The organism is Paraburkholderia edwinii (assembly GCF_019428685.1).
Taxonomy (GTDB): domain Bacteria; phylum Pseudomonadota; class Gammaproteobacteria; order Burkholderiales; family Burkholderiaceae; genus Paraburkholderia; species Paraburkholderia edwinii.
Genome location: NZ_CP080095.1, coordinates 193,810 through 215,451, shown reverse-complemented (window position 1 = coordinate 215,451; position 21,642 = coordinate 193,810). Strand labels below are relative to the sequence as shown.

Annotated in this window: 20 protein-coding genes; 14 read left to right on the top strand and 6 right to left on the bottom strand. The window is 62.2% G+C overall.

The features are described from left to right. Positions 1-21: 21 nt before the first annotated feature. A complete protein-coding gene (locus KZJ38_RS00950; protein WP_219798375.1) occupies positions 22-819 on the bottom strand; it encodes an AraC family transcriptional regulator in 798 nt (265 codons plus the stop codon). Between the two features lie 89 nt (positions 820-908). Here KZJ38_RS00950 and KZJ38_RS00945 point away from each other — a divergent pair, with 89 nt between their 5' ends. Further along, positions 909-2,336, top strand: coding sequence for an SLC13 family permease (locus KZJ38_RS00945; RefSeq protein WP_219798374.1), 1,428 nt, complete (start codon positions 909-911; stop codon positions 2,334-2,336). Positions 2,337-2,551: 215 nt separating this feature from the next. Continuing rightward, on the top strand, positions 2,552-3,901 hold the full coding sequence (locus KZJ38_RS00940; RefSeq protein ID WP_219798373.1) for an MFS transporter: 1,350 nt from the start codon (positions 2,552-2,554) through the stop codon (positions 3,899-3,901). A gap of 76 nt (positions 3,902-3,977) precedes the next feature. Here KZJ38_RS00940 and KZJ38_RS00935 read toward each other — a convergent pair whose 3' ends face one another. After that, positions 3,978-4,757, bottom strand: a complete 780-nt coding sequence (locus KZJ38_RS00935) for a GntR family transcriptional regulator (RefSeq protein ID WP_219798372.1) — start codon at positions 4,755-4,757, stop codon at positions 3,978-3,980. A 219-nt stretch (positions 4,758-4,976) separates the two neighbouring features. On the opposite strand from KZJ38_RS00935, the gene KZJ38_RS00930 reads away from it, so the two are divergent. Together KZJ38_RS00930 and KZJ38_RS00925 are read left to right on the top strand one after the other, a co-directional pair. Next, positions 4,977-5,843, top strand: a complete 867-nt coding sequence (locus KZJ38_RS00930; protein ID WP_219798371.1) for a sulfite exporter TauE/SafE family protein — start codon at positions 4,977-4,979, stop codon at positions 5,841-5,843. After that, complete coding sequence (locus KZJ38_RS00925; protein WP_219798370.1) at positions 5,840-6,181, top strand: DUF1634 domain-containing protein; 342 nt, start codon at positions 5,840-5,842, stop codon at positions 6,179-6,181. Before KZJ38_RS00930 ends, KZJ38_RS00925 begins: the two co-directional genes overlap by 4 nt. 57 nt (positions 6,182-6,238) lie before the next feature. On the opposite strand, the gene KZJ38_RS00920 is transcribed toward KZJ38_RS00925, so the two are convergent. Beyond that, positions 6,239-7,093 carry an AraC family transcriptional regulator gene (locus tag KZJ38_RS00920; protein ID WP_219798369.1) on the bottom strand — a complete coding sequence of 285 codons (855 nt, stop codon included), beginning with the start codon at positions 7,091-7,093 and terminating at the stop codon, positions 6,239-6,241. 317 nt (positions 7,094-7,410) lie between these two features. Between KZJ38_RS00920 and KZJ38_RS00915 the strand changes: the two genes are divergently transcribed. Together KZJ38_RS00915 and eat are read left to right on the top strand one after the other, a co-directional pair. Then, positions 7,411-8,142 carry an ABC transporter substrate-binding protein gene (locus tag KZJ38_RS00915; protein WP_219798368.1) on the top strand — a complete coding sequence of 244 codons (732 nt, stop codon included), beginning with the start codon at positions 7,411-7,413 and terminating at the stop codon, positions 8,140-8,142. A 118-nt stretch (positions 8,143-8,260) separates the two neighbouring features. Next, complete coding sequence (gene eat, locus KZJ38_RS00910; RefSeq protein WP_219798367.1) at positions 8,261-9,661, top strand: ethanolamine permease; 1,401 nt, start codon at positions 8,261-8,263, stop codon at positions 9,659-9,661. On the opposite strand, the gene KZJ38_RS00905 is transcribed toward eat, so the two are convergent. After that, positions 9,619-10,656 carry a fatty acid desaturase gene (locus KZJ38_RS00905; protein ID WP_219798366.1) on the bottom strand — a complete coding sequence of 346 codons (1,038 nt, stop codon included), beginning with the start codon at positions 10,654-10,656 and terminating at the stop codon, positions 9,619-9,621. The genes eat and KZJ38_RS00905 overlap by 43 nt on opposite strands. Positions 10,657-11,074: 418 nt before the next feature. Here KZJ38_RS00905 and KZJ38_RS00900 point away from each other — a divergent pair, with 418 nt between their 5' ends. Then, positions 11,075-12,475: an ethanolamine ammonia-lyase subunit EutB gene (locus tag KZJ38_RS00900; RefSeq protein ID WP_219798365.1), complete on the top strand. Its 1,401-nt coding sequence runs from the start codon at positions 11,075-11,077 to the stop codon at positions 12,473-12,475. Further along, complete coding sequence (gene eutC, locus KZJ38_RS00895; RefSeq protein WP_219798364.1) at positions 12,472-13,314, top strand: ethanolamine ammonia-lyase subunit EutC; 843 nt, start codon at positions 12,472-12,474, stop codon at positions 13,312-13,314. Before KZJ38_RS00900 ends, eutC begins: the two co-directional genes overlap by 4 nt. A gap of 14 nt (positions 13,315-13,328) precedes the next feature. Here the strand turns inward: eutC and KZJ38_RS00890 are convergent, their stop codons facing one another. Further along, positions 13,329-13,760, bottom strand: a complete 432-nt coding sequence (locus tag KZJ38_RS00890) for a DUF779 domain-containing protein (RefSeq protein WP_425518279.1) — start codon at positions 13,758-13,760, stop codon at positions 13,329-13,331. Positions 13,761-13,823: 63 nt separating this feature from the next. Next, positions 13,824-15,344 (bottom strand): aldehyde dehydrogenase, encoded by a 1,521-nt coding sequence (gene adh / locus KZJ38_RS00885; protein WP_219798363.1) that lies wholly within the window; start codon positions 15,342-15,344, stop codon positions 13,824-13,826. Between the two features lie 324 nt (positions 15,345-15,668). Between adh and KZJ38_RS00880 the strand changes: the two genes are divergently transcribed. The 6 genes from KZJ38_RS00880 (at position 15,669) to KZJ38_RS00855 (ending at position 21,576) form a co-directional block, all read left to right on the top strand. Continuing rightward, positions 15,669-16,724, top strand: coding sequence for a helix-turn-helix domain-containing protein (locus KZJ38_RS00880; protein WP_219798362.1), 1,056 nt, complete (start codon positions 15,669-15,671; stop codon positions 16,722-16,724). Positions 16,725-16,886: 162 nt separating this feature from the next. Then, complete coding sequence (locus tag KZJ38_RS00875; protein ID WP_219798361.1) at positions 16,887-17,075, top strand: hypothetical protein; 189 nt, start codon at positions 16,887-16,889, stop codon at positions 17,073-17,075. A gap of 18 nt (positions 17,076-17,093) precedes the next feature. After that, a complete protein-coding gene (gene dbpA / locus KZJ38_RS00870) occupies positions 17,094-18,497 on the top strand; it encodes an ATP-dependent RNA helicase DbpA (protein WP_219798360.1) in 1,404 nt (467 codons plus the stop codon). A 90-nt stretch (positions 18,498-18,587) separates the two neighbouring features. Next, positions 18,588-19,742, top strand: coding sequence for a pyridoxal phosphate-dependent aminotransferase (locus KZJ38_RS00865; protein ID WP_219798359.1), 1,155 nt, complete (start codon positions 18,588-18,590; stop codon positions 19,740-19,742). A gap of 62 nt (positions 19,743-19,804) precedes the next feature. Next, entirely contained in the window at positions 19,805-20,620 is an 816-nt protein-coding gene (locus KZJ38_RS00860) for an ABC transporter substrate-binding protein (RefSeq protein WP_219798358.1), read from the top strand. A gap of 173 nt (positions 20,621-20,793) precedes the next feature. Continuing rightward, positions 20,794-21,576: an anti-sigma factor family protein gene (locus KZJ38_RS00855; protein ID WP_246641595.1), complete on the top strand. Its 783-nt coding sequence runs from the start codon at positions 20,794-20,796 to the stop codon at positions 21,574-21,576. Positions 21,577-21,642: the final 66 nt, after the last annotated feature.

Below are 21,642 nucleotides of genomic sequence, written 5' to 3'. Positions count from 1 at the left end.
GCGATCGGAGGAGACGTGGAGTCACGTGTCCTCCGCTGTCCCGGCATTCACCAGATACGACGGCGGAAAACCCAGCGCATTCCTGAACATCGTCGTAAATGCAGGCGGGTTCGCGTAGCCGACTTCAATCGCCACATCAGCCAACGGCACGCCGCGCCCGATTAGATCGATTGCACGGGCGAGCCGGAGCTGCCTGCGCCAGGTTCCAAAGCTCGTATCGAGCTCAGTATGAAACAGCCGCGCAAGTGTCCGCGCGCTAGCGCCGACCCGTGGCGCCCATTCAGCGAGCGTCCGGTCCGCACCGGGCTCCTCCATCATCGCGACGCATAGGGTTCTAAGCCGCCGTTCCGTCGGTAACGGCAAGCCAAGCGGCAACGTGGGCGCTTCGCGTATTTCTTCGATTAGCAGTGCCATCGCCGCATGGCGCCGCTTTTCCTGGTGCATCGCATCGTCCGCGAGCGCGTTGGCGAGCTCGCGCAGCAACGGGCTGACTTCGATCACCGTGCACGCATCGAGCGGCAGCGATAGCGCGCGAGGTTCCACATACATCACATGGAAGTCCACTTCGCCGAGCATCACCACTTCGTGTTCGATGCCTGGCGGAATCCAGACGGCGCGATAACGCGGCACGATCCACATCATGCCAGGCACACTGACGCGGACGCTGCCTTTGTGAGGGCACACAAGCTGTCCCCACGCATGCGTATGCCACTGGATCACGCCGTCGGCGGGCGGAACCCGCAGATGCACGATCACCGGTTCGGCGGGCGTCGGCTTGTGCTTCGGATACGGATCGTACGCAGTGCGCTGGTGTGGCATAAAAACGTAAGTTTTTGGCCCGGAAACGATTTGATGCCATTCTAAATCGGTCTACGATTGGCAGATCGAACATAAAGCAGGAGACCTCCATGAGCGACGCGCGAAAAGCCGTCGTCGAACACAGACGATGGAATGGCGAGCAGATCGGCACGGCCGTCGTGCTGCTGGTTCTGATTGCGGCGTTGGGCGCGACCCGTTACGTGTCGCCCATTCATGGCTTTGCGCCCGCCACCTTTCGCGCCGCGGTGCTCGTGGTCTTCACGGTGACGAGCTGGGCGCTCGGCCTTTTCAAGGAACCGGTCACCACACTGCTGTTCTTTCTGTTCGGCGTGCTATTCGCCGTCGCGCCTCCGGAAACGCTGTTTAGCGGCTTTACTTCTCCGGCATGGTGGCTCGTGTTCGGCGGCAGCATCACGGGCGTTGCGGTGCGCACGACAGGGCTTGCGCAGCGCCTGAGCGACAAGCTGTTGTCGATGCGCGCGGACACCTACCGCCATTACGTCGCCGTCGTCGTTCTCGCTTCGGTGGGTCTCGCATTCGTGATGCCGTCGACGACAGGCCGCATCCTGATCCTCACGCCGATTGCACTCGTGCTCGCCGACCGGCTTGGCCTGAGTCATGGACGTCGCGGCCACACCGGTATTGTGATGGCCGTCGCGGCAGGGAGCTACATGCCGTCCACGTCGGTGCTTCCCGCCAATGTGCCGAACTCGGTGCTGTTAGGCGCGGCCGAGCAACTCTATGGCGTCAAGCTGCAATACGCGCCGTATCTGCTGCTTCATTTCCCGCTGCTCGGTGCGCTCAAGACGGTGTTGATCATCGTGCTGATCTGCTGGCTGTATCCGGACAAGATCGATAAAACGGCGCTCGCGGAACGATCCGTGAAGCCGTTTTCGTCTTCGGAAAAGATGCTGACCGCGGTGCTTGCGCTGTCGCTGCTGTTCTACGCGACAGACTTCTGGCATGGCATTTCGCCGGCGTGGGTCAGTCTTGCAGCGGGCGTCGCGTGCTTGCTGCCGCAAACCCGCATCATGTCGACGCAAGACTTCAATCAGGGCCTGCATATCGCGCCGCTGATCTACGTCGCGGGTTTTCTGGGCCTCGGTGCGTTGATCACCGAAAGCGGGTTAGGGCAGTGGGCCGCGCATGTGCTGCTCGACGCGACGCATATGGAGCCTGGACATCCGATCGAAAACGTCGTGCTGATCGTCGCGATCGGCTCGGCGATTTCGATGCTCACGACCTTGCCCGCCTTGCCCGCGGTGCTGACACCGTTAGCGGGCCAGCTTGCACACGCAAGCGGCCTTTCGCTTTACACCGTATTGATGCTGCAGGTGCCCGCCTTCTCGACGGTGATTCTGCCGTACCAGTCGCCGCCGATGATGATCGCGATGCATATGGGCGGCGTGTCGCTGAAGGATGGTGCACGCCTGTGTCTCGTACTCGCGGTCATCACGATCGTTGCGGTGCTGCCGCTCGATCTTCTATGGTGGCGCCTGCTCGGTGCGCTGCCTTAAACCGAACCCGTCATCACGAATCACGATGCATGCATCGCGGCTTTCTTTCAGATTGAAAGTGCTTGTGCGATGCACGCGAGCAAGTTTCATGCGGCACGGATAGCACCTCATGGTTTCCCGCATGAAATGCCTGATCGCACTTCTATCGCGAGCATTCAAAGAGTAGTCTCCTGCTAAACGCATCCCCACTCGATCCCAATTCGGAGGAGACACCGATGGATCTTGAAGCTCGCACCATGAAGCGCGTGATGTCCCGGCTCGTGCCGTTCCTGATCCTGTGCTATTTCGTTGCGTATCTGGACCGCGTGAACGTCGGCTTTGCAGCACTGCAGATGAACAAGGATCTCGGCTTCTCTGCGTCGCAATTCGGCTTTGGCGCAGGCGTTTTCTTCATTGCCTACTTTTTCTTCGAAGTCCCATCGAATCTGCTGCTCGAGCGTTTCGGCGCGCGGCGATGGATCGCACGCATCATGTTCACGTGGGGTATCGTCGCGGCGGCGATGGCCTTTATCCCGCACATTTCCCAATATACGGGTCTTCAGAATACGGAGGTGTTTTACGGGCTCCGCGTTTTACTCGGTATCGCCGAAGCGGGCTTCTTTCCTGGCATTATTTTCCTGCTGACGTTGTGGTTTCCCGCCGTTTATCGAGGTCGCGTGGTCGGCTATTTCATGGCGGCAATTCCGCTTTCAACGGTGATCGGCGCGCCAATTTCCGGCGCGCTGCTGTCGCTCGATGGGCGCGCGGGACTTGCGGGCTGGCAATGGCTGTATCTGCTCGAAGCCTTGCCTGCGCTGCTGCTCGCGTTTGTCGTGTACTTCTATCTGACTGACAAGCCCGCCGACGCGCATTGGCTTGCCGCCGACGAGCGCAACTGGCTCGTCACGCGCCAGGCGGATGAGCGCAAGCATCGCGAGGCGGTGCGTGCGTTCAGCGTGACGCAGGCGTTGTTCAATCCGCGCGTGCTGGCGATCGCGTTGATCTACTTCGGTGCGAATGCGACGAACTATGGCTTGAGCTTTTTTCTGCCGCAGATCGTCAAGTCGTTCGGTCTTAGCAACGTGCAGACCGGCTTCGTCACGTCGCTGCCGTATGTCGTCGGCGTGATCAGCATGATCGTCTGGGCGCGCCATTCGGACCGCAAGCTCGAACGCAAGCGGCACGTCGGTATTGCACTGCTGGTTGCGGCTGCCGGTATCGCGGCGTCGGCGGGACTCGATAATCCGGTGCTGAAGATGCTCGCGTTGTCGATTGCGGGCTTCGGGATTTTCGGTTGCCTGCCGGTGATCTGGACGTTGCCTGCAGCGTTTTTGTCGGGTGCCGCTGCGGCCGGCGGTATCGCGGCGATCAACTCGCTGGGCAACCTCGCGGGCTTCTTTGGCCCGTATGCGATGGGCTGGATCAAGGACAGCACCGGCGGTTTCGGCGCAGGCCTGATTTGCCTGGCGGGCGCGGGACTGGTCGGTATGGCGGCGGCGTTGCTGCTGCATCACGATCGCGCGCTCGAGGCCGCGGCGAATGGCGAGATGGATACGCCCGCGGAAGGAAGTGTTGTGCGGTCGTGACCTGCTTTGGCTAATCGCGTGCCGCGGCGCAGCCGTCGCGGTACGGCGATCGCACTGCGGCTGACGTGACCGCCAATCAGCTCTTGCGTTTTCGCTCGAGCCGTAACGTGTAATGCAGATAGTCGGTGCGCACGAACAGGTATTCGAAATCGACCGGCTCGTTCTGCGCGTTATGCGTCAGGCGCTCGATCTTGAGCAAAGGGCTGTCGTCGTGCATCTCGAGGATCTCGCGCATCGCCGCGTCCGGGGAAATCGCAGCGATGTCGAGGTCCGCATGGCGCAGACGGATCTTCATATCGTCTTCGAGAATCGAAAAGAGGTCGCGTGTCACGAGGGCTTCCGAGCCTCTAAGCGCCTCGCCAATTTCCACTGACAGATACGTGATATCGAGCGACACCGGCCGTCTGTCGAGGTAACGCACGCGCCGTATCTCGGTTACATAGCTGCCCGGCTCGATGCCGAGCTTCGCGGCGACGATGTCGTTGCAGCGCGTCACCGTATGCGATAGCACACGGTTCGTCGTGCCGCGCCCTTGCCGACCCATCGCCTCGGCGAACCCTTCAAGATGGTTGATTTCCTGCGTCGCATTCGGCTCGCTGACGAAGGTGCCCTTGCCGGGCACCTTGAACACGAGGCCGTCCGTCTGCAATTGCGCGAGCGCTTGCCGCACGGTGATGCGGCTCACGCCGAACTGCTCCATCAAGGCGCTTTCCGGCGGGAGCTGCGCGCCGGGCTCAAGCGCCTTGCGCTCGATGTCGGCGCGCAGTGCCTCGCGGATCTGCGAATAAAGCGGCGCCGGTGCGCTGGCTTCGAGCGCGGCTCGTTTCTTGACGGTGGCGGATTTCGAATGTCGCAAGGTGGGCGTGTGGCGCGGTGTCGTTGCGTACCGATGATATAGCAACTGATTGTCGCGTCAGCTTCCGGATGGCTACGCGGCCAGAGAGATGCGCGACATCTCGTGCTTGTTATAACATGTTATAATGAGATCGACGAACGTAAGTCAGCGGCATCGGTTGCCCGGCGCTGACGCGCCATCTATCGCCGTTCTCATGCCGTCAACCCACTGCGACGCACGATGAACCTCACCACCACACTCTGGCTGTTCTTCGCGGGCCTCAGCTCCAGCGCGCTCGGCGGCATGCTCGGCATGGCGAGCGGCCTGTTTATCGTGCCGATGCTCGTCGTGCTGTTTCACTTCGACCTGCATGTGGCGGTTGGCGCGAGCATCGTGTCGGTTATCGCATGTTCATGTGGCGGCGCCGCCGATTTTCTACGCCACGGCCTGACCAATGTGCGTCTCGCGCTCGTGCTCGAAGTGGGCACGACGCTCGGTGCGCTGACCGGCGTGCTGGTGGCGGGACTGATTCCGGTTGCCGCGCTCGAATTTCTGTTCGCGGTCGTTCTGCTGGTGTCCGCATGGCAGATGTATCTGCGCCGCACCGATCCGGTGGCAGGCGCGATGCCTGCGTCGCGCGGCGGACTTGCGGCCGCGCTCGATCTGCATTCGAGTTATCGCGATCCGCGTCTGAATCGCGAGGTGGCCTACGAAGTGCGGCGCGTCCCGGCCGGTCTGTCGCTGATGTACGTCGCGGGCCTCGTCTCGGCGTTGTTGGGCATCGGCAGCGGCATTCTGAAGATTCCCGCGATGGATCACGCGCTGCGCCTGCCGATCAAGGTGTCCACCGCGACGTCGAACTTCATGATCGGCGTGACGGCGGCCGCAAGTGCAGGCGCTTACTTCGTGCGCGGCGAGATAGTGAGCTCGATCGCAGGGCCCGTTGCACTCGGGTCGGTCATTGGCGCGGTGATCGGCGCGCGCGTTTTGATGAAGGTGTCGAACGAAAAACTTCGGCTGCTGTTCATGAGCGTTCTTGTGCTCGTCGCGTGCGCGATGTTGCTGCAAGGATTCGGTATCGACCTCACGGCTTTGATCCATCGATGAACGCACCGCGATTGACTCTTCCGCAACTGGACCGTTGGCTCGCGGCGTTGCTTCAGTACGGCACGTGGGTGGCGTGCGTGGTGATCGGCGCCGGTCTCGTTCTCAATGCCGCGACCGGTGCCGGGATGTTGCAGGCGAGAGAAGCGCCGTGGGGCGCGAACGTGATCACGGCGGGTGTTGGCCTGTTCGTGCTGTTGCCCGTTCTGCGTGTCACGCTGATGCTGGTGATTTTCGCGCGACAGCGTAACCGTCGATATGTCGCGATCGCAGCGACGGTGCTGACGATCATCGCGGCAGGCTGCGTGCTAGGCATCCGTCTAGGGCCGGTCGGCGGATAACCAATCGCGTCGGCGCCAGCCACGCATCTGCCATCCGCCTTAAGCCTTAGCCCTCGCTTACCTCAGCGGCACATAAATCTCCGTTAGCAATTCGGCCGGCGCCGTATGCTTCGGGTCGTTCAGATACTCCTCGAACACCGGCGCGTCATCCGCTTCATGCCCAGACTTGACGAGCCATTCGCCAAACAGCCACTCATAGGCCGCATGCATGTCGCTATACGGACCTTTGTGCCGCAGCACCGCATACCGGCCGCCGCGCACCGGCGTGATACCGAACGGCGCTGACACCTCGACCTGCTTCGGCAGCAGCGCGCCCGCTTTCGCGCGCAATTGCTCCTTGGCGACGACGCCCGGATCGTCGTAGTAGATGCCGATCATCCGCATATCGTCGGTCAACAGGTCGCGTGCGGCGAGCCAGCCCGCGAGCGCATCGAAGGCCTTGCCGATCTGCATATAGTCGCCCACGTGCTCGATCGATACGACTTCCATTGCCGGCACGTCGCGTATTTTCACGTCTCGATGTTCCATTTCAGCACCTCCAGAAATGACCGGCCGAAACCGGCGATGACTGCCTTCCTTCCGATACCGCGCAGGCGGCATCCCATACACCGCGCGAAACGTGCGCGTGAACGACTGCAAGCTGCCGTAGCCCGATTGCGCCGCGATTTCGGCGATCGGCTGCGTGCCGTTCGCGAGCAGGCCCGCCGCGTGATGCAGCCGCAGACGGCGCACCGTCGTTGCGATCGTCTCGCCGTACAAACCCTGATAGATGCGATGCCAGTGGTATGACGATAAGCACGCGATCTGCGCCAGCCGGTCGATATCGAGCGGTTCGTCGAGATGGTCGTAGATGTAGTCCAGCACGCGCTGCAGCCGCGCAAGATAGCGGGACTGATGGCTCTGATCGTTCATAAGGGCACGCGAGCGGTAATCGGGTTGAAAGCAAGGTAGCACGAGTCGATTTAACAAATCCTGCGGACTTTGCGTGCGGTGTGCGGCTTGCTGCGTGCCGCGTGCTCGTGCGGCGTGAATGCATGTGCATGCTGCTGCACTCGCAAGCGCGCGAGGGGCAGTTGAATCGCACGTTCATTGTCTAGAAATTGGAAACGCGCATTCCTTAAACACGGCGATACCGCGCGTAACGTAACATCGCATATGCGTAGTACTCGAAGCCATTGCCGTTGCACGTTGTCGTGCGCCCACCTTCCCTTACGAACCGCATTCGACCCATGAACCCAGATACCGTACGTTCCGCTTTCGCGCCCAAAGGAAAACTGCGCGCGTCGATCAACCTCGGCAATCCGATTCTTGCGAACCGCAACCCGCAGACAGGCGAGGCCGGCGGCGTCTCGGTCGATCTCGCGCGTGCGCTTGCCGAGCGGCTTGGTGTGGAGATCGAACTGGTCGTGTTTGACACGGCTGGCAAGTCCGTCGAGGCCGTGTCCGATGAACGCGCCGACATTGGCTTCTTCGCGATCGATCCGCTGCGTGGCGCGAGCATCGCATTCACCGCGCCGTACGTGCTGATCGAAGGTTATTACCTGGTGCGCAACGAGTCGCCGGTTCGCAGCAACGCCGAAGTCGACGTCTCGACGAATCGCGTCGCGGTGGGGCTGGGCAGCGCGTATGACCTGTTCCTCACGCGCGAACTGAAGCAGGCGACGATCGTGCGCGCGCCGAGTTCGCCGGCCGTCGTGCAAACCTTCCTTGATCAGCAGCTCGAAGTGGCGGCGGGCGTCAAACAGCAACTTGAAGCCGATGCCGCGCGTACGTCGGGCCTGCGGCTGCTCAACGAGCGCTTTATGGTGATCCAGCAGGCGATGGGCGTGCCGAAAAGCCGCGGCGACGACGCTGCCGCTTTTCTTCGCGCGTATGTCGAAGACCAGAAGCGCAGCGGGTTCGTGGCGGCGGCGCTGGCGCGGCACGGCATTAGCGGCGCATCGGTGGCGCCGGCGGCTTGAGCAGATTTGCCGATTTTCGATAACACCCGGATTTGTGGCTGCCTAGCATCCGCTGATGCGTGCGCGTCTGCGGTTCGCCGGCCGAACCGCGACGGACGCCCATCTCAGGGAGCCCATCATGAAATCCGAGTCGAAGTCGCATGTCGGCGCCGTTACGCACCACGAACTGAAGCAGACCTTAGGGACCTGGCAGCTATGGGGCATTGCAGTCGGCCTCGTGATCTCCGGTGAATATTTCGGCTGGAGTTACGGCTGGGCAAGCGCCGGCACGCTGGGTTTCGTGATTACCGCGGTCTTTATCGCGGCGATGTACACGACCTTCATCTTCAGCTTTACCGAACTCACCACATCTATTCCGCATGCCGGCGGACCGTTTGCGTACGCACGGCATGCGTTCGGTCCGACTGGCGGTTTCCTCGCGGGCGCGGCCACGCTTGTCGAATTCGTGTTTGCGCCGCCGGCCATTGCGCTTGCGATCGGCGCGTATCTGCATGTGCAATTTCCGGGTCTCGAACCGAAGCATGCGGCGATGGGCGCGTATCTCGTGTTTATGGCGCTGAATATCGTTGGCGTGCAGGTCGCGGCTACGTTCGAACTCTGCGTGACACTGCTCGCGATCTTCGAGTTGCTCGTGTTTATGGGCGTCGTATCGCCGGGATTTCAGTGGGCAAACTTTGTGAAGGGCGGCTGGGCCGGCGCCGACCACTTTTCGCTCGGCTCATTCCACGGCATGTTCGCGGCGATTCCGTTTGCGATCTGGTTCTTCCTCGCGATCGAGGGCGTCGCGATGGCCGCGGAAGAAGCGAAAAACCCGAAGCGCTCGATTCCGATCGCGTACGTGACCGGCATCCTGACGCTCGTCGCACTCGCGGCCGGCGTGATGGTGTTTGCAGGCGCGGCCGGCGACTGGACCAAGCTCGCGAATATCAACGACCCGCTGCCGCAAGCGATGAAATACATCGTCGGCGCGAACAGCGGCTGGCTGCATATGCTCGTGTGGCTCGGGTTATTCGGACTCGTCGCGTCGTTTCACGGCATCATCCTCGGGTACTCGCGGCAGATTTTTGCGCTCGCGCGAGCTGGATATTTACCGGAGTGGCTTGCCAAAGTGCATCCGCGCTTCAAGACGCCGCACCGCGCGATTCTCGCGGGCGGCGTGGTCGGCATCGCGGCGATCTATAGCGATGAGCTGATCCAGTTCGGCGGCCAGACGCTCACGGCGAACATCGTGACGATGTCGGTGTTCGGCGCGATCGTGATGTACATCATCAGCATGTTGGCGCTGTTCAAGCTGAGGCGCATCGAACCGGACATGGAGCGGCCGTTCCGTGCGCCGCTGTTTCCGTATTTCCCGGCCTTCGCACTGGTCGCCGCGGTGATTTCGCTAGCGACGATGGTGTACTTCAATCTCCTGGTCGCGGGGGTGTTCGTCGCTTTTCTGCTGCTTGGGTACGGCTATTTCCTCGTGACGCGGCATCAGCGTGAAGCGGCGCCCGTCGATGCGTTGCTCGAAGAATGATTCGGCCACCGAAACTGCCGCACCAATGCGCTGAAGTACCCACCGCCGTCAACCGTTGAACCCGCATCTTCCGCATCCGCCGCGAGCCGCGGCAGCGCCGACCACGGCAAGGTCGGATGCAGATGATGCAGGCCGTGCAGATGATGGTTCATCACCATGGTCCGCCACCCGCGCGCGAGATTGAAATTGTGTGCGCGGCCGGGCCGGTCGAGTGCGACGCCGTAATGCGGCATATTGTCGGCAATCGAAATCCATACGCCGCGCAAATAGCAGATCAGGAGTAGTACGGGCCACCAGCGCCCGTACAACGCGAACGCCGCGCCATAGATTGCGAGCGTCGCGACGAAGTCGAGCCGCGTCTGCTTGCGCCGCCGCGCGGAACTCGCGAAATCGACAAAGCGTCGGCGAATCTCGTCGCCTTGCTCACCCGCCGCATTGAACGTGTGGCTCGCCAGACGTTCAATGACTTTGACCGGCAGAAACGCGATGCAGGGTGACAGCAGTTCGCCCAGATAAAGACCGCCGCACAGCATGCCCAGATATCGAAGCCGCGCGAGCCAGAAGCGCTCGCCAGCCTGATGGATATCGGGTTGGTCATACGGTTCGCGCGTGAAGCGGTGATGCATCAAATGTCCGAAGCGAACCGCCTCGAACGGCAGCGCGAGCAAAATGGAGAGCGCGCGGCCGACGTTTTCGTTGGCTGTGCGCCGCGGCAGCAATTGACCGTGAATCGACTCGTGAATGACGCCCCAGTGCGTGGGCGTGAGCAGCACGATTGGCACGATCAGACACAGCGCGGCTGAGCCCATATGCTCGAGCAGCAGCGGCATCCCGGCGAGCTCAATACTCATCGCGAGCACGACAAGCGCAATCAAAACCAGATTGGCCGAAACCCCGATGCCGGATCGCCCGCCGCCGGAGCGCCGGCCGCCGGATGGCCGGCCCCCCGGCAATGCATCTTTGGCGGCCTCGTCGGCTGATATTGTTCGATTCATTTGCCGCATTCCTTGTGAGTGGTCGCTATGGCGGGCGGATTAAACAGGTCCGTCAAGCCTAAAGCCCACGTACGCTCGCACACTTCAAGGACAGGAAAATGAATGCGCGGTGCCGAAGCGACTCTCGCGAACCGTTGAGTTCCTGGAAACACTCACCCGAAACTTTGCCGATTTTCGATAACGTGGATATTTCCGGCCACGTAACATCGGCTGCATCGGTTCCAACGGTTTTCATCCGTACGCGTGGGAGCGGACATTTTGCGGCGCTGCGCCAGCTCGCCGGCGAGCCGCGTGACCCGCGTGATGCGCGTGACGCACGTGACGATCCCGGTATTTGGCGCTATCGTGGCGGCATCGCTGGCATGCACGGCGGCACAGACCGCGCGGCGCCGGCCGACGCCAGAGAGGGAGTGCAACGATGAGCTACACGGAGACGATCGGCGCGCGCACCTACCGCTTCGCCGACCTGAAGACCTTGCTCGCGAAAGCGAGCCCGCTGCGTTCCGGCGACCAGCTCGCCGGCGTCGCGGCGGTGAGCGAAGAGGAGCGCGTCGCCGCCAGAATGGCGCTGGCCGACGTGCCGCTGCGCACGTTCCTCAACGAAGCGCTGGTTCCCTATGAAAGCGATGAAGTCACGCGCCTGATCGTCGACACGCATGCGCCCGATGCTTTCGCCGAAATCTCGCATCTGACCGTCGGCGATTTTCGCAACTGGCTGCTCGCAGCGAGCACGGATTCAAAAGCGCTCGAACGCATCACGGCGGGCCTCACGCCGGAAATGGTCGCGGCCGTGTCGAAGCTGATGCGCAATCAGGATCTGATCGTGGCGGCGCGCAAACGGCCGGTCGTCACGCGCTTTCGCAACACGATCGGCTTGCCGGGCCATCTGTCGGTGCGCCTGCAGCCGAACCATCCGACCGACGACGTCAAAGGCATCGCCGCTTCGATGCTCGACGGCCTGATGTACGGTTGCGGCGACGCGGTGATCGGCATCAACCCCGCGTCGGACAGCCTCGCCGCCATCACGAAGCTGCTGCAGATGATCGACGACTTCCGCCAGCGTTATCAGATGCCGACGCAATCGTGCGTGCTGACTCACGTGACGAACACGGTTGCGGCGATCGAGAAGGGCGCGCCGGTCGACCTCGTTTTCCAGTCGATCGCGGGCACTGAAAAAGCCAATGCGAGCTTCGGCATTTCGCTTGCGATGCTGCAGGAGGCGTATGAAGCGGCGCTATCGCTCAAGCGCGGTACCGTCGGCGACAACGTGATGTATTTCGAAACCGGCCAGGGTAGTGCGCTTTCGGCGAACGCGCATCACGACATCGACCAGCAGACCTGCGAAGCGCGTGCGTACGCGGTGGCGCGCCAGTTCAAGCCGCTTTTGACGAACACCGTGGTCGGCTTTATCGGCCCGGAGTATCTGTACGACGGCAAGCAGATTACGCGCGCGGGTCTTGAAGACCACTTCTGCGGCAAGCTGCTCGGCGTGCCGATGGGTTGCGACATCTGCTATACGAACCATGCGGAAGCCGATCAGGACGACATGGACAACCTGTTGACGCTGCTCGGCGCCGCCGGCATCAACTTCATCATGGGCATTCCCGGCGCCGACGATGTGATGCTGAACTATCAAAGCACGTCGTTTCACGATTCGCTGTACTTGCGCGAGGTGCTCGGCTTGCGACGCGCGCCGGAATTCGAAGCATGGCTCGAGTCGATGCAGATTACCGACCAACGCGGTGCGCTGCTGAATAGCGCAACCGAGCAGCAGCCGCTGCTCGCAGGCGCGCGCGAATGGGTTGGGGTTGCGCCATGAGCGATTCCGTCGAGAAAAATCCATGGGACGCGTTGCGCGCTTTCACCCAGGCGCGCATCGCATTGGGCCGCGCAGGCAACAGCGTGCCGACGGCGCCATTGCTTGCATTTAATCTGTCGCATGCGCAAGCGCGCGACGCGGTGCATCGTCCGCTCGACGTAGACGCACTGCATGAACAGCTGCGCGCGCATGGCTTCGCGGCAACGCTCGATGTTCATAGCGCGGCGCCTGACCGCGAACACTATTTGCGCCGGCCCGATCTCGGGCGCCGGCTGTCCGATGAAAGCCGCGATATGCTTTTAGAGGCTGCGTCAAAGTTCGGTCAGCCCGATGTCGTGTTCGTGATCGCGGACGGACTTTCCGCATTCGCGGCATCAAAGCAAGCGATCCCGATGCTTGAAGCGATTCACGCGAGGCTTCAGCAGGATTGGAAAATCGGTCCGATTGTCGTGGCCCGTCAGTCGCGCGTGGCCTTAGGCGATGAAATCGGCGAAATACTGCGCGCACGCATGGTGGCGATGCTGATCGGCGAGCGGCCCGGCTTGAGCTCACCGGACAGCCTCGGCATCTATCTGACCTACGCGCCGAAAGTCGGCTGCAGCGACGCGCAACGCAACTGCATTTCCAATGTGCGTCCTGAAGGCCTGAACTTCGACGCCGCAGCACACAAGCTGCACTATCTGCTCACGCACGCGCGTCGACTCGGACTGACCGGCATTGGGCTAAAGGACGAAAGCGATGCATTGCTTGAAGCCACACCGACGGCTGGCAATGCGACGCTCCTTAGCGATATCGATACACATAAGGATAAAGACAACAACACACCCAACGCGCGCTAAACAAAACGTCTTGGTCAAGCGTCGGCCCGCTCCACCGGGTGCGCGGCAAGCCATTCGTTTTCCGCATCGTCATAGAGTCGCGAACGCGTCAGGAATCTTAGTCCGGTTGGCCGTTCAAGCGAAAACATCCCGCCATTGCCGGGCACCACATCGATAATCAACTGCGTGTGCTGCCAGTATTCGAACTGCGATTCGCTCATATAGAACGGCACGCCGCCAATCGCACCAAGCTTCACGTCGGACGCGCCCACCATGAATTCACGGGTCGGAAAACACATCGGTGCGCTGCCGTCGCAGCATCCGCCCGATTGATGAAACAGAATCGAGCCGTGTTCGGCGGCCAGTTTTTGAATCAGCGAAACGGCGGCATCGGTCGCGACTACACGTTCAACAGACATTCGTTTCCCCGGTAAAAGGAAGCAGGCCACCACCGCGGCGGCCTGCATATGGACAACCAGGCGTACAACCAGGCGAACAACCAAGCCAACATCCAGAGAGACGATCAGCGCTTAAAAGAAGCCAAGCGCCTTGTCGCTATAACTGACGAGCAGGTTCTTCGTCTGCTGATAGTGGTCGAGCATCATCTTGTGCGTTTCGCGGCCGATACCCGATTGCTTGTAACCACCGAACGCCGCGTGCGCCGGATACGCGTGATAGCAATTGGTCCAGACACGCCCGGCCTGAATCTGCCGCCCAAAGCGATATGCACGCGTGCCGTCGCGCGTCCACACGCCAGCGCCGAGTCCGTACAGCGTGTCGTTCGCGATATCGAGCGCTTCTTCTTCGTTCTTGAACGTCGTGACCGAAACGACCGGCCCGAAGATCTCCTCCTGGAAGATGCGCATTTTGTTGTTGCCGCGGAACACGGTCGGCTTCACGTAATAGCCTTTGCTCAGTTCGCCGTTGAGCGTGTTGCGCTCGCCGCCGATCAGGCATTGCGCGCCTTCCTGCTTGCCGAGGTCGATATACGACAGGATCTTTTCGAGCTGTTCCTGCGATGCCTGCGCGCCGATCATCGTCTTCGAATCGAGCGGGTGCCCTTGCGAAATGGCGGCGACGCGCTTGATCGCGCGCTCGATGAATTTGTCGTAGATCTTCTCTTCGATCAGCACGCGCGACGGGCACGTGCACACCTCGCCCTGATTCAGCGCGAACATCGCGAAGCCCTCGAGCGCTTTATCGAAGAAGCTGTCGTCGCGATCCATCACATCGGCGAAGAAGATATTCGGGCTCTTGCCGCCCAATTCCAGCGTAACCGGAATAATGTTCTGGCTCGCGTACTGCATGATGAGGCGGCCGGTCGTCGTCTCGCCGGTGAACGCGATCTTCGCGATGCGCTTGTTCGATGCGAGCGGCTTGCCCGCTTCGAGGCCGAAGCCGTTCACCACATTGATCACGCCGGGCGGCAGCAGGCCCTGAATCAGTTCCATCAGCACGAGGATGGAAGCAGGCGTTTGTTCCGCGGGCTTCAGCACGACGCAATTGCCGGCGGCGAGGGCGGGCGCGAGCTTCCACACGGCCATCAGGATCGGGAAATTCCACGGGATGATCTGCCCGACCACGCCAAGCGGCTCGTGAAAGTGATACGCGACCGTGTCTTCATCGATCTGCGAGATCGAGCCTTCCTGCGCGCGGATGCAGCTCGCGAAATAGCGGAAGTGGTCGATCGCGAGCGGGATATCGGCGGCCGTCGATTCGCGCAGCGGCTTGCCGTTGTCGATCGTTTCGGCTACCGCGAGACGGGCCAGATTCGCTTCCATGCGGTCGGCGATTTTCGCGAGGATGTTCGCGCGCTCGGTGGCGGAAGTTTTGCCCCAGCTCGCTTTGGCGCGATGCGCGGCGTCCAGCGCGAGTTCAATGTCTGCTTCACGTGAGCGCGGAATCGATGTGAACGCTTCGCCGGTGATCGGCGAAATATTGTCGAAGTACTCGCCGCCGGCTGGCTTCACCCATTCGCCGCCGATAAAATTCGCGTACTGCTTCTTGTACGGGTAATCGGTGCTTAGAAACTGCATTTCCGCATGATTCATCTGAATGCTCCTCACATGTGTCGGTCGTTTGGGTCGGCAGCTTTACTGCATTAGCCGCGCGCTCGTTACGCCAGAACCATGCCAATTGCGGCGAATCATGTTTGCACGCGGTGCATCCGGCACCGTCGCATTGCATAGTCGTTTCGCATACCTAGACTTCTGCTTCGCGAGGCGCGTCGATACTGAACAGTGTCACGGCCGCTGTTCATGAACTGAACAACGGTTGCGCACGCGCCGGCCGCGACGACTTGTGCACAGCGCTTTTTTGAGCAGCTAGAGTGTGGAGGGCATCCATCGCACGACCTTTGCTCCCCGGTGATCCCCATGACGACCGACACCGACCTTCCCGATGCCGCCGCGAGCCAAACAGCCACGCCATTGCCGCGGCACGAGCTATATCGCGTGCAAACACGCATCGCGCACGATGCCGACGAACAGGCGCGCAATCTGCACGGCTGGCGGCAGACCTATGACCAACTGACGTCGGGCCGCTTTATCGGCCAGCTCACGGGCCTGCATGTAGACGACATGCACGTGTTCCGCGAAACGACGAGCGAGACGTTGCGCCAGACATGCGAAGTGCAATCGGACGCATACTGGTTCGGCGTTCCTGTGAATCGCGGTGCGACGGGGCGTATCGACGGCTGCCTGATCGACGTCGATACCGTTGCGTTGAGACCCGGCGGTATCGAGTTCGAACTGGTGACGCCGGCCGGCTATGAAATCCTGGGCGTGGTCGTGCATGGCGGCATCTTGCGTCGACATGCGGCGCTGGCCGGACACGGTGATGGTGATGCGCTGATCGATCGCGCGTCGCTCGCGGGTGTGCTGCAGATCGATCCGGCTCGCAAGGCGCAGCTTTGCGCGCGCCTCGCGCATATTCTGGCCGAGGGCGATGCCGCGCTGGCGACATGCGCGCGGCCTCAGCTCCATGCGTCGGTGCTCGATGTGCTGCTCGACGCATGCGGCACGACGATGGATGCCGAGCCGTTGCAGGCGCCGTCGTCGCGGCCGCGCCGGCGCCGCGTCGTCAGCGAGTCGCGCGATTATGTGCTGGCGAACCGCGACCGTCCGGTGAGCGTGCCGGAACTCTGCGAGCATCTGCATGTGAGCCGGCGCACGCTGCAATATTGCTTCGAAGACGTGCTCGGCATGGCGCCCGCGAGCTATCTGCGCGTGATCCGGCTCAACGGCGCGCGCCGCGACCTCTGCGATGCGTCGCGCGGCAGCGCGCATTCCGTGCAGGACGTCGCGGCCGCGTGGGGCTTCTGGCATTTGAGCCAGTTTGCGACCGACTACAAAAAGCTGTTCGGCGTGCGACCGTCGGATACGCTCAAGGCCGCGCAGACGGTTCGCGGCGAATTCCGCCTCGCGCACTGACGCCACGTCAACTTCGCGCTGCCCTGAAGGGCGGCGGTTCCTGGCTGTCGCCAGGCGTGATTGCGGGGACTTTTTCCTCACCGTACGCACGATGCGCACGGTTTGCGGCCTCCCATCCGCTAAAATCTCCCGTCATTAAACGCATTCACCAAAGGAATCACCGTGTTTACCTGCAGAAACCAGTCCTGCGGCACCGAGTGGGAGCTGTCCGACGTTGTCATCAAGAATGAAGGCCAGGGGCTGCTGTTCCGCTGTCCGATGTGCGGCGCGCGCAATTACGTCGAACGCTTCGAGGCGGACGACGGCGCCGTCGTCTACGAGCAGCTCGATGGCCGTCCATACCAGGATTGAAGGGACCGAACCATCCATATGAATAGCCCGACGCCCTCCGCCTCCTTCAGCACGCTGCCGCTGTCGCCTTCCGCGCTCGCGAATCTCGCCCAACTGGGCTACGTCGACATGACGCCGATCCAGGCGGCCAGCTTGCCGCTTGCGCTGGCCGGCCACGACCTGATCGCGCAGGCGAAAACCGGCAGCGGCAAGACCGCGGCATTCGCGCTCGCGCTGCTCGCGCGGCTCGACGCGCGCAAGTTCGACGTGCAGGCGATGGTGCTGTGCCCGACACGCGAACTCGCCGACCAGGTCGCGCAGGAAATCCGGCGCCTTGCGCGCGCGGAAGAAAACATCAAGGTGCTGACGCTGTGCGGCGGCACGCCGATGCGTCCGCAGACCGCGAGCCTCGAGCATGGCGCGCATATTGTGGTCGGTACGCCGGGGCGCATCATGGACCATCTCGAGCGCGGCAGCCTGCCTTTGCAGGCGCTGAACACGCTCGTGCTCGACGAAGCCGATCGCATGCTCGACATGGGCTTTTTCGACGACATCGCGACCGTCGCGCGCCAATGCCCGAAGGAACGCCAGACGCTGCTGTTTTCGGCGACCTATCCTGAAGGTATCGCGAAGCTGAGCCAGCAGTTTCTGCGCAACCCGAAGCAGGTGACGCTCGAAGAGCGCCACGACGACAGCAAGATCCGCCAGCGTTTCTATGAAGTGACCGAAGACGAGCGCCTGCACGCGGTCGGCCTGTTGCTCGATCACTATCGGCCCGTCAGTACGCTTGCGTTCTGCAACACGAAGCAGCAGTGCCGCGATCTGCTCGACGTGCTGCGCGCACAAGGTTTTCATGCGCTCGCGCTGCACGGCGAGCTCGATCAGCGCGAACGCGATCAGGTGCTGATCCAGTTCGCGAACCGCAGCTGCTCGGTGCTTGTCGCAACCGATGTCGCCGCGCGTGGGCTCGATATCGCGCAGCTCGAAGCCGTGATCAACGTCGACGTGACGCCGGACCCCGAAGTGCACGTGCACCGGATCGGCCGCACGGGCCGCGCCGATCAGGACGGCTGGGCATTGAGCCTCGCGAGCATGGACGAGATGGGCCGGGTGGGCAGCATCGAGAAAGCGCAGGGGCGTGATGTCGAATGGCATCCGCTGGCGGAGTTGAAGTCGACCGGCGCGAACGGCGAGCACTTGTTGCCGCCGATGGAAACGCTGCAGATTCTCGGCGGACGCAAGGAGAAAATCCGTCCCGGCGACGTGCTCGGCGCGCTGACGGGCGACGCCGGCTTCGACGGCACGCAGATCGGCAAGATCAACGTGACCGAGTTCTCGACGTATGTCGCGGTGGAGCGCGGCATCGCGCGCGAGGCGCTGCGCAAGCTCAATGCCGGTAAGCTGAAGGGCAAGAAGGTGAAGGTCCGGCTGATGGACGAATAAACGGAGCCAACAAGGGGGCCATTAAGGGGGCCAATAAGGAACGAATAAACGCCGACGAATAAAAGCGGACCATTCAAGCGGAGACACCCCATGCAAAGCGCGCTGCAAACCCGTTCGAAACTGCCCGATGTCGGCACGACGATCTTCACGGTCATCGCCCGGCTGGCCGCCGAACACGACGCATTGAACCTGTCGCAGGGCGCGCCCAACTTTATGCCGGACGCGACGCTGATCGAAGACGTCGCGCAAGCGATGCGCGACGGTCACAACCAGTACGCGCCGATGACCGGCATTGCCACCTTGCGCGAAGCGCTCGCGCAAAAGGTCGAGACACTGTACGGCGTGCGATACGACACATCGTCGGAAGTCACCGTGATCGCCAGCGCGAGCGAAGGCCTCTATTCGACGATCAGCGCGCTCGTGCATGCCGGCGACGAAGTGATCTACTTCGAGCCGTCGTTCGACAGCTACGCGCCGATCGTCCGCCTGCAAGGCGCGACGCCGGTGCCGATCAAGCTGTCGCTGCCCGATTTTCGCGTGAACTGGGATGAGGTGTCCGCGGCCATCACGCCGAAGACGCGGATGATCATCGTCAATACACCGCACAATCCGACGGCTACGGTGTTCAAGGACCACGACATGGAGCGCCTGAAGGCCGTCACGCGCAATACGGACATCGTGATCCTGTCCGACGAAGTCTACGAACACGTCATATTCGACGGCGCGAAGCATCTGAGCATGGCGCGCGATCAGGAGCTCGCGGAACGCAGCGTCATCGTGTCGTCGTTCGGCAAGTCGTATCACGTGACGGGCTGGCGCGTCGGCTACTGCGTCGCGCCCGCTGCGCTGATGGACGAAATTCGCAAGGTGCACCAGTTCATGATGTTTTCGGCCGATACGCCGATGCAATACGCGTTTGCCGCCGCGCTGGCGCAACCGCAAAGCTATCTCGGCCTGGCCGCCTTCTATCAGCAAAAGCGCGATCTGCTCGCAAACGCGCTGCGCGATTCGCGTTTCGAACTGCTGCCGAGCGAAGGCAGCTTCTTTATGCTCGCGCGCTTCCGCGATTTCTCCGACGAAAGCGATAGCGACTTCGTGCTGCGCCTGATTCGCGATGCCAAGGTTGCAACGATTCCGCTGTCCGCGTTCTATACGGACGGTACCGATTCCGGCCTGATCCGCCTAAGCTTCTCGAAAGACGACGCGACGCTGCTCGAAGGCGCTCGCCGTTTGTGCTCGATCTGATCTGTCGCATCAACTTCAGCAGTCTCGTCTGAATAAGTCATATCAACACGGAGGAGATCGAAATGAAGCTGCTTAAAAACGGGTTGCCGGGCGGGTTGATGCTGGCGTGCGCATTCGCATTGCTAAGCGTGGCGTTCGCACCGCCGCCGGCGCAAGCCGCCGACGCGAAGACGCTGCGCTACGGTCTCGAAGCGCAGTATCCGCCGTTCGAATCGAAGGGGCCGAACGGCGAACTGCAGGGCTTCGATATCGAAATCGGCGACGCCGTCTGCAAGGTCGCGAAGCTCAGGTGCAGCTGGGTCGAGACGTCGTTCGACGGTCTGATTCCCGCGCTGCAGGGCCGCAAGTTCGATGCGATCAATTCGGCGATGAACGCGACCGAGAAGCGCCGCGAGGCGATCGACTTCACGGACATCATCTACCGCGTGCCGAGCTCGCTGATCGCGCGCAAGGACAGCGGCCTGCTGCCAACGCCCGAATCGCTGAAGGGCAAGCGCGTCGGCGTGCTGCAGGCGTCGATTCAGGAGACGTACGCGAAGGTGCACTGGGAGCCCGCCGGGGTGATGATCGTGCCGTATCAGGATCAGAACCAGGTGTATGCGGACCTGCGCTCGGGGCGCCTCGATGGCACGCTCGTGCTCGCGCCGGCCGGACTGACGGGCTTTCTGGCGCGTCACGAAGGCAAGGATTTCGCGTTCGTTGGCGAGCCGGTTCGCGACGACAAGATTCTCGGCAGCGGCATTGCCTTCGGCATTCGCAAGGGCGACGACGCGTTGCGCGAACAGCTGAATGCCGCCATCGGGAAAATCCAGGCGGATGGCACGGTGAAGGCGCTTGCGCGGAAGTACTTCGGGAATATCGACGTGTCGGCGAAATAGGTTCGGGTTGGGTGGTGCCCGTGCCTGTGCGTGCGCCTGTGCTCGTGCCCCGTGCCCGCCCGTGCGCGCCGCCGTCCGCAACAGTGGCGTTCGCCAATCGTCAGGATCGGGAATAAAGCGGGGCGCGACGGTGTTTGCCCAAGGGAAGAGGCAACTTTTTCCACGTCGACATCATGGCGCACAGCGATTTCACCACCGACTCGCCGCTGACCGAAGCGGACATCCAGGCGTTTGCCGATGGGTCGCTGTCGCCCGAGCGCGCCGCGCGTGTGCAACGCTACCTGGGCGCGATGCCGGGCGAGGCAAGCCGGATCGCGTTCTATCGCCGGCTCAACGGGCAGATGCAGCGCTCGTTCTTGCCGCAGCACGCATCCGCGTCCGCGTCCGCTTCCGCTTCGACTGCCGCCGGGAATTCGATGGAGTTCGGGCGGCGCCACAGTGCGCCGCCTGGGTGGCGCGGCAGGCTGCAGCGTGTGTGGCGGGTCATGTCGGGCTCGGTCGCGCAGCGCATCGCCTTAATCGTGCTGGCCTTGTGCGGCTGGGCGGGCACTGCGTTCGTCTCCGATCATCAGTTGAATGCGGCCGCTGTGATGAGCTATGCGCAGTGGGCGTCGGCATCGGCGCAAAGCACCGCGCAGCCGCCGGTTCCGGCGAACCGCGATCCGTTCTCGACCGAGTTCGCGCAACTGGGCTGGCGGCTCGAATCGGTGAAAACGTTGCGGCTCGGCCTGATCGCGGAGGCGCAGGAATTCGACTACCGCAACGCGGATGGCCAGCCGGTCGTGCTGCTGACCACCAGTGCGCCGCTCGTCTTCGACCGGCCGCGCTGGATGGGCCACCGCGTCGGCGAATGGCGGCTGCTCACGTGGACCGAAAACGGCATGCGCTACGTGCTGGCGGGCCGCGCCGATACGCACGGCCTGATGCGGGCGGCCGACGCGGCGACGTTCCGCTAAGCGTTATGCCCTGACCTGATGTGGGATGCCGGACGCCGGATGTGAGCACGCATTGCATCGCATCAC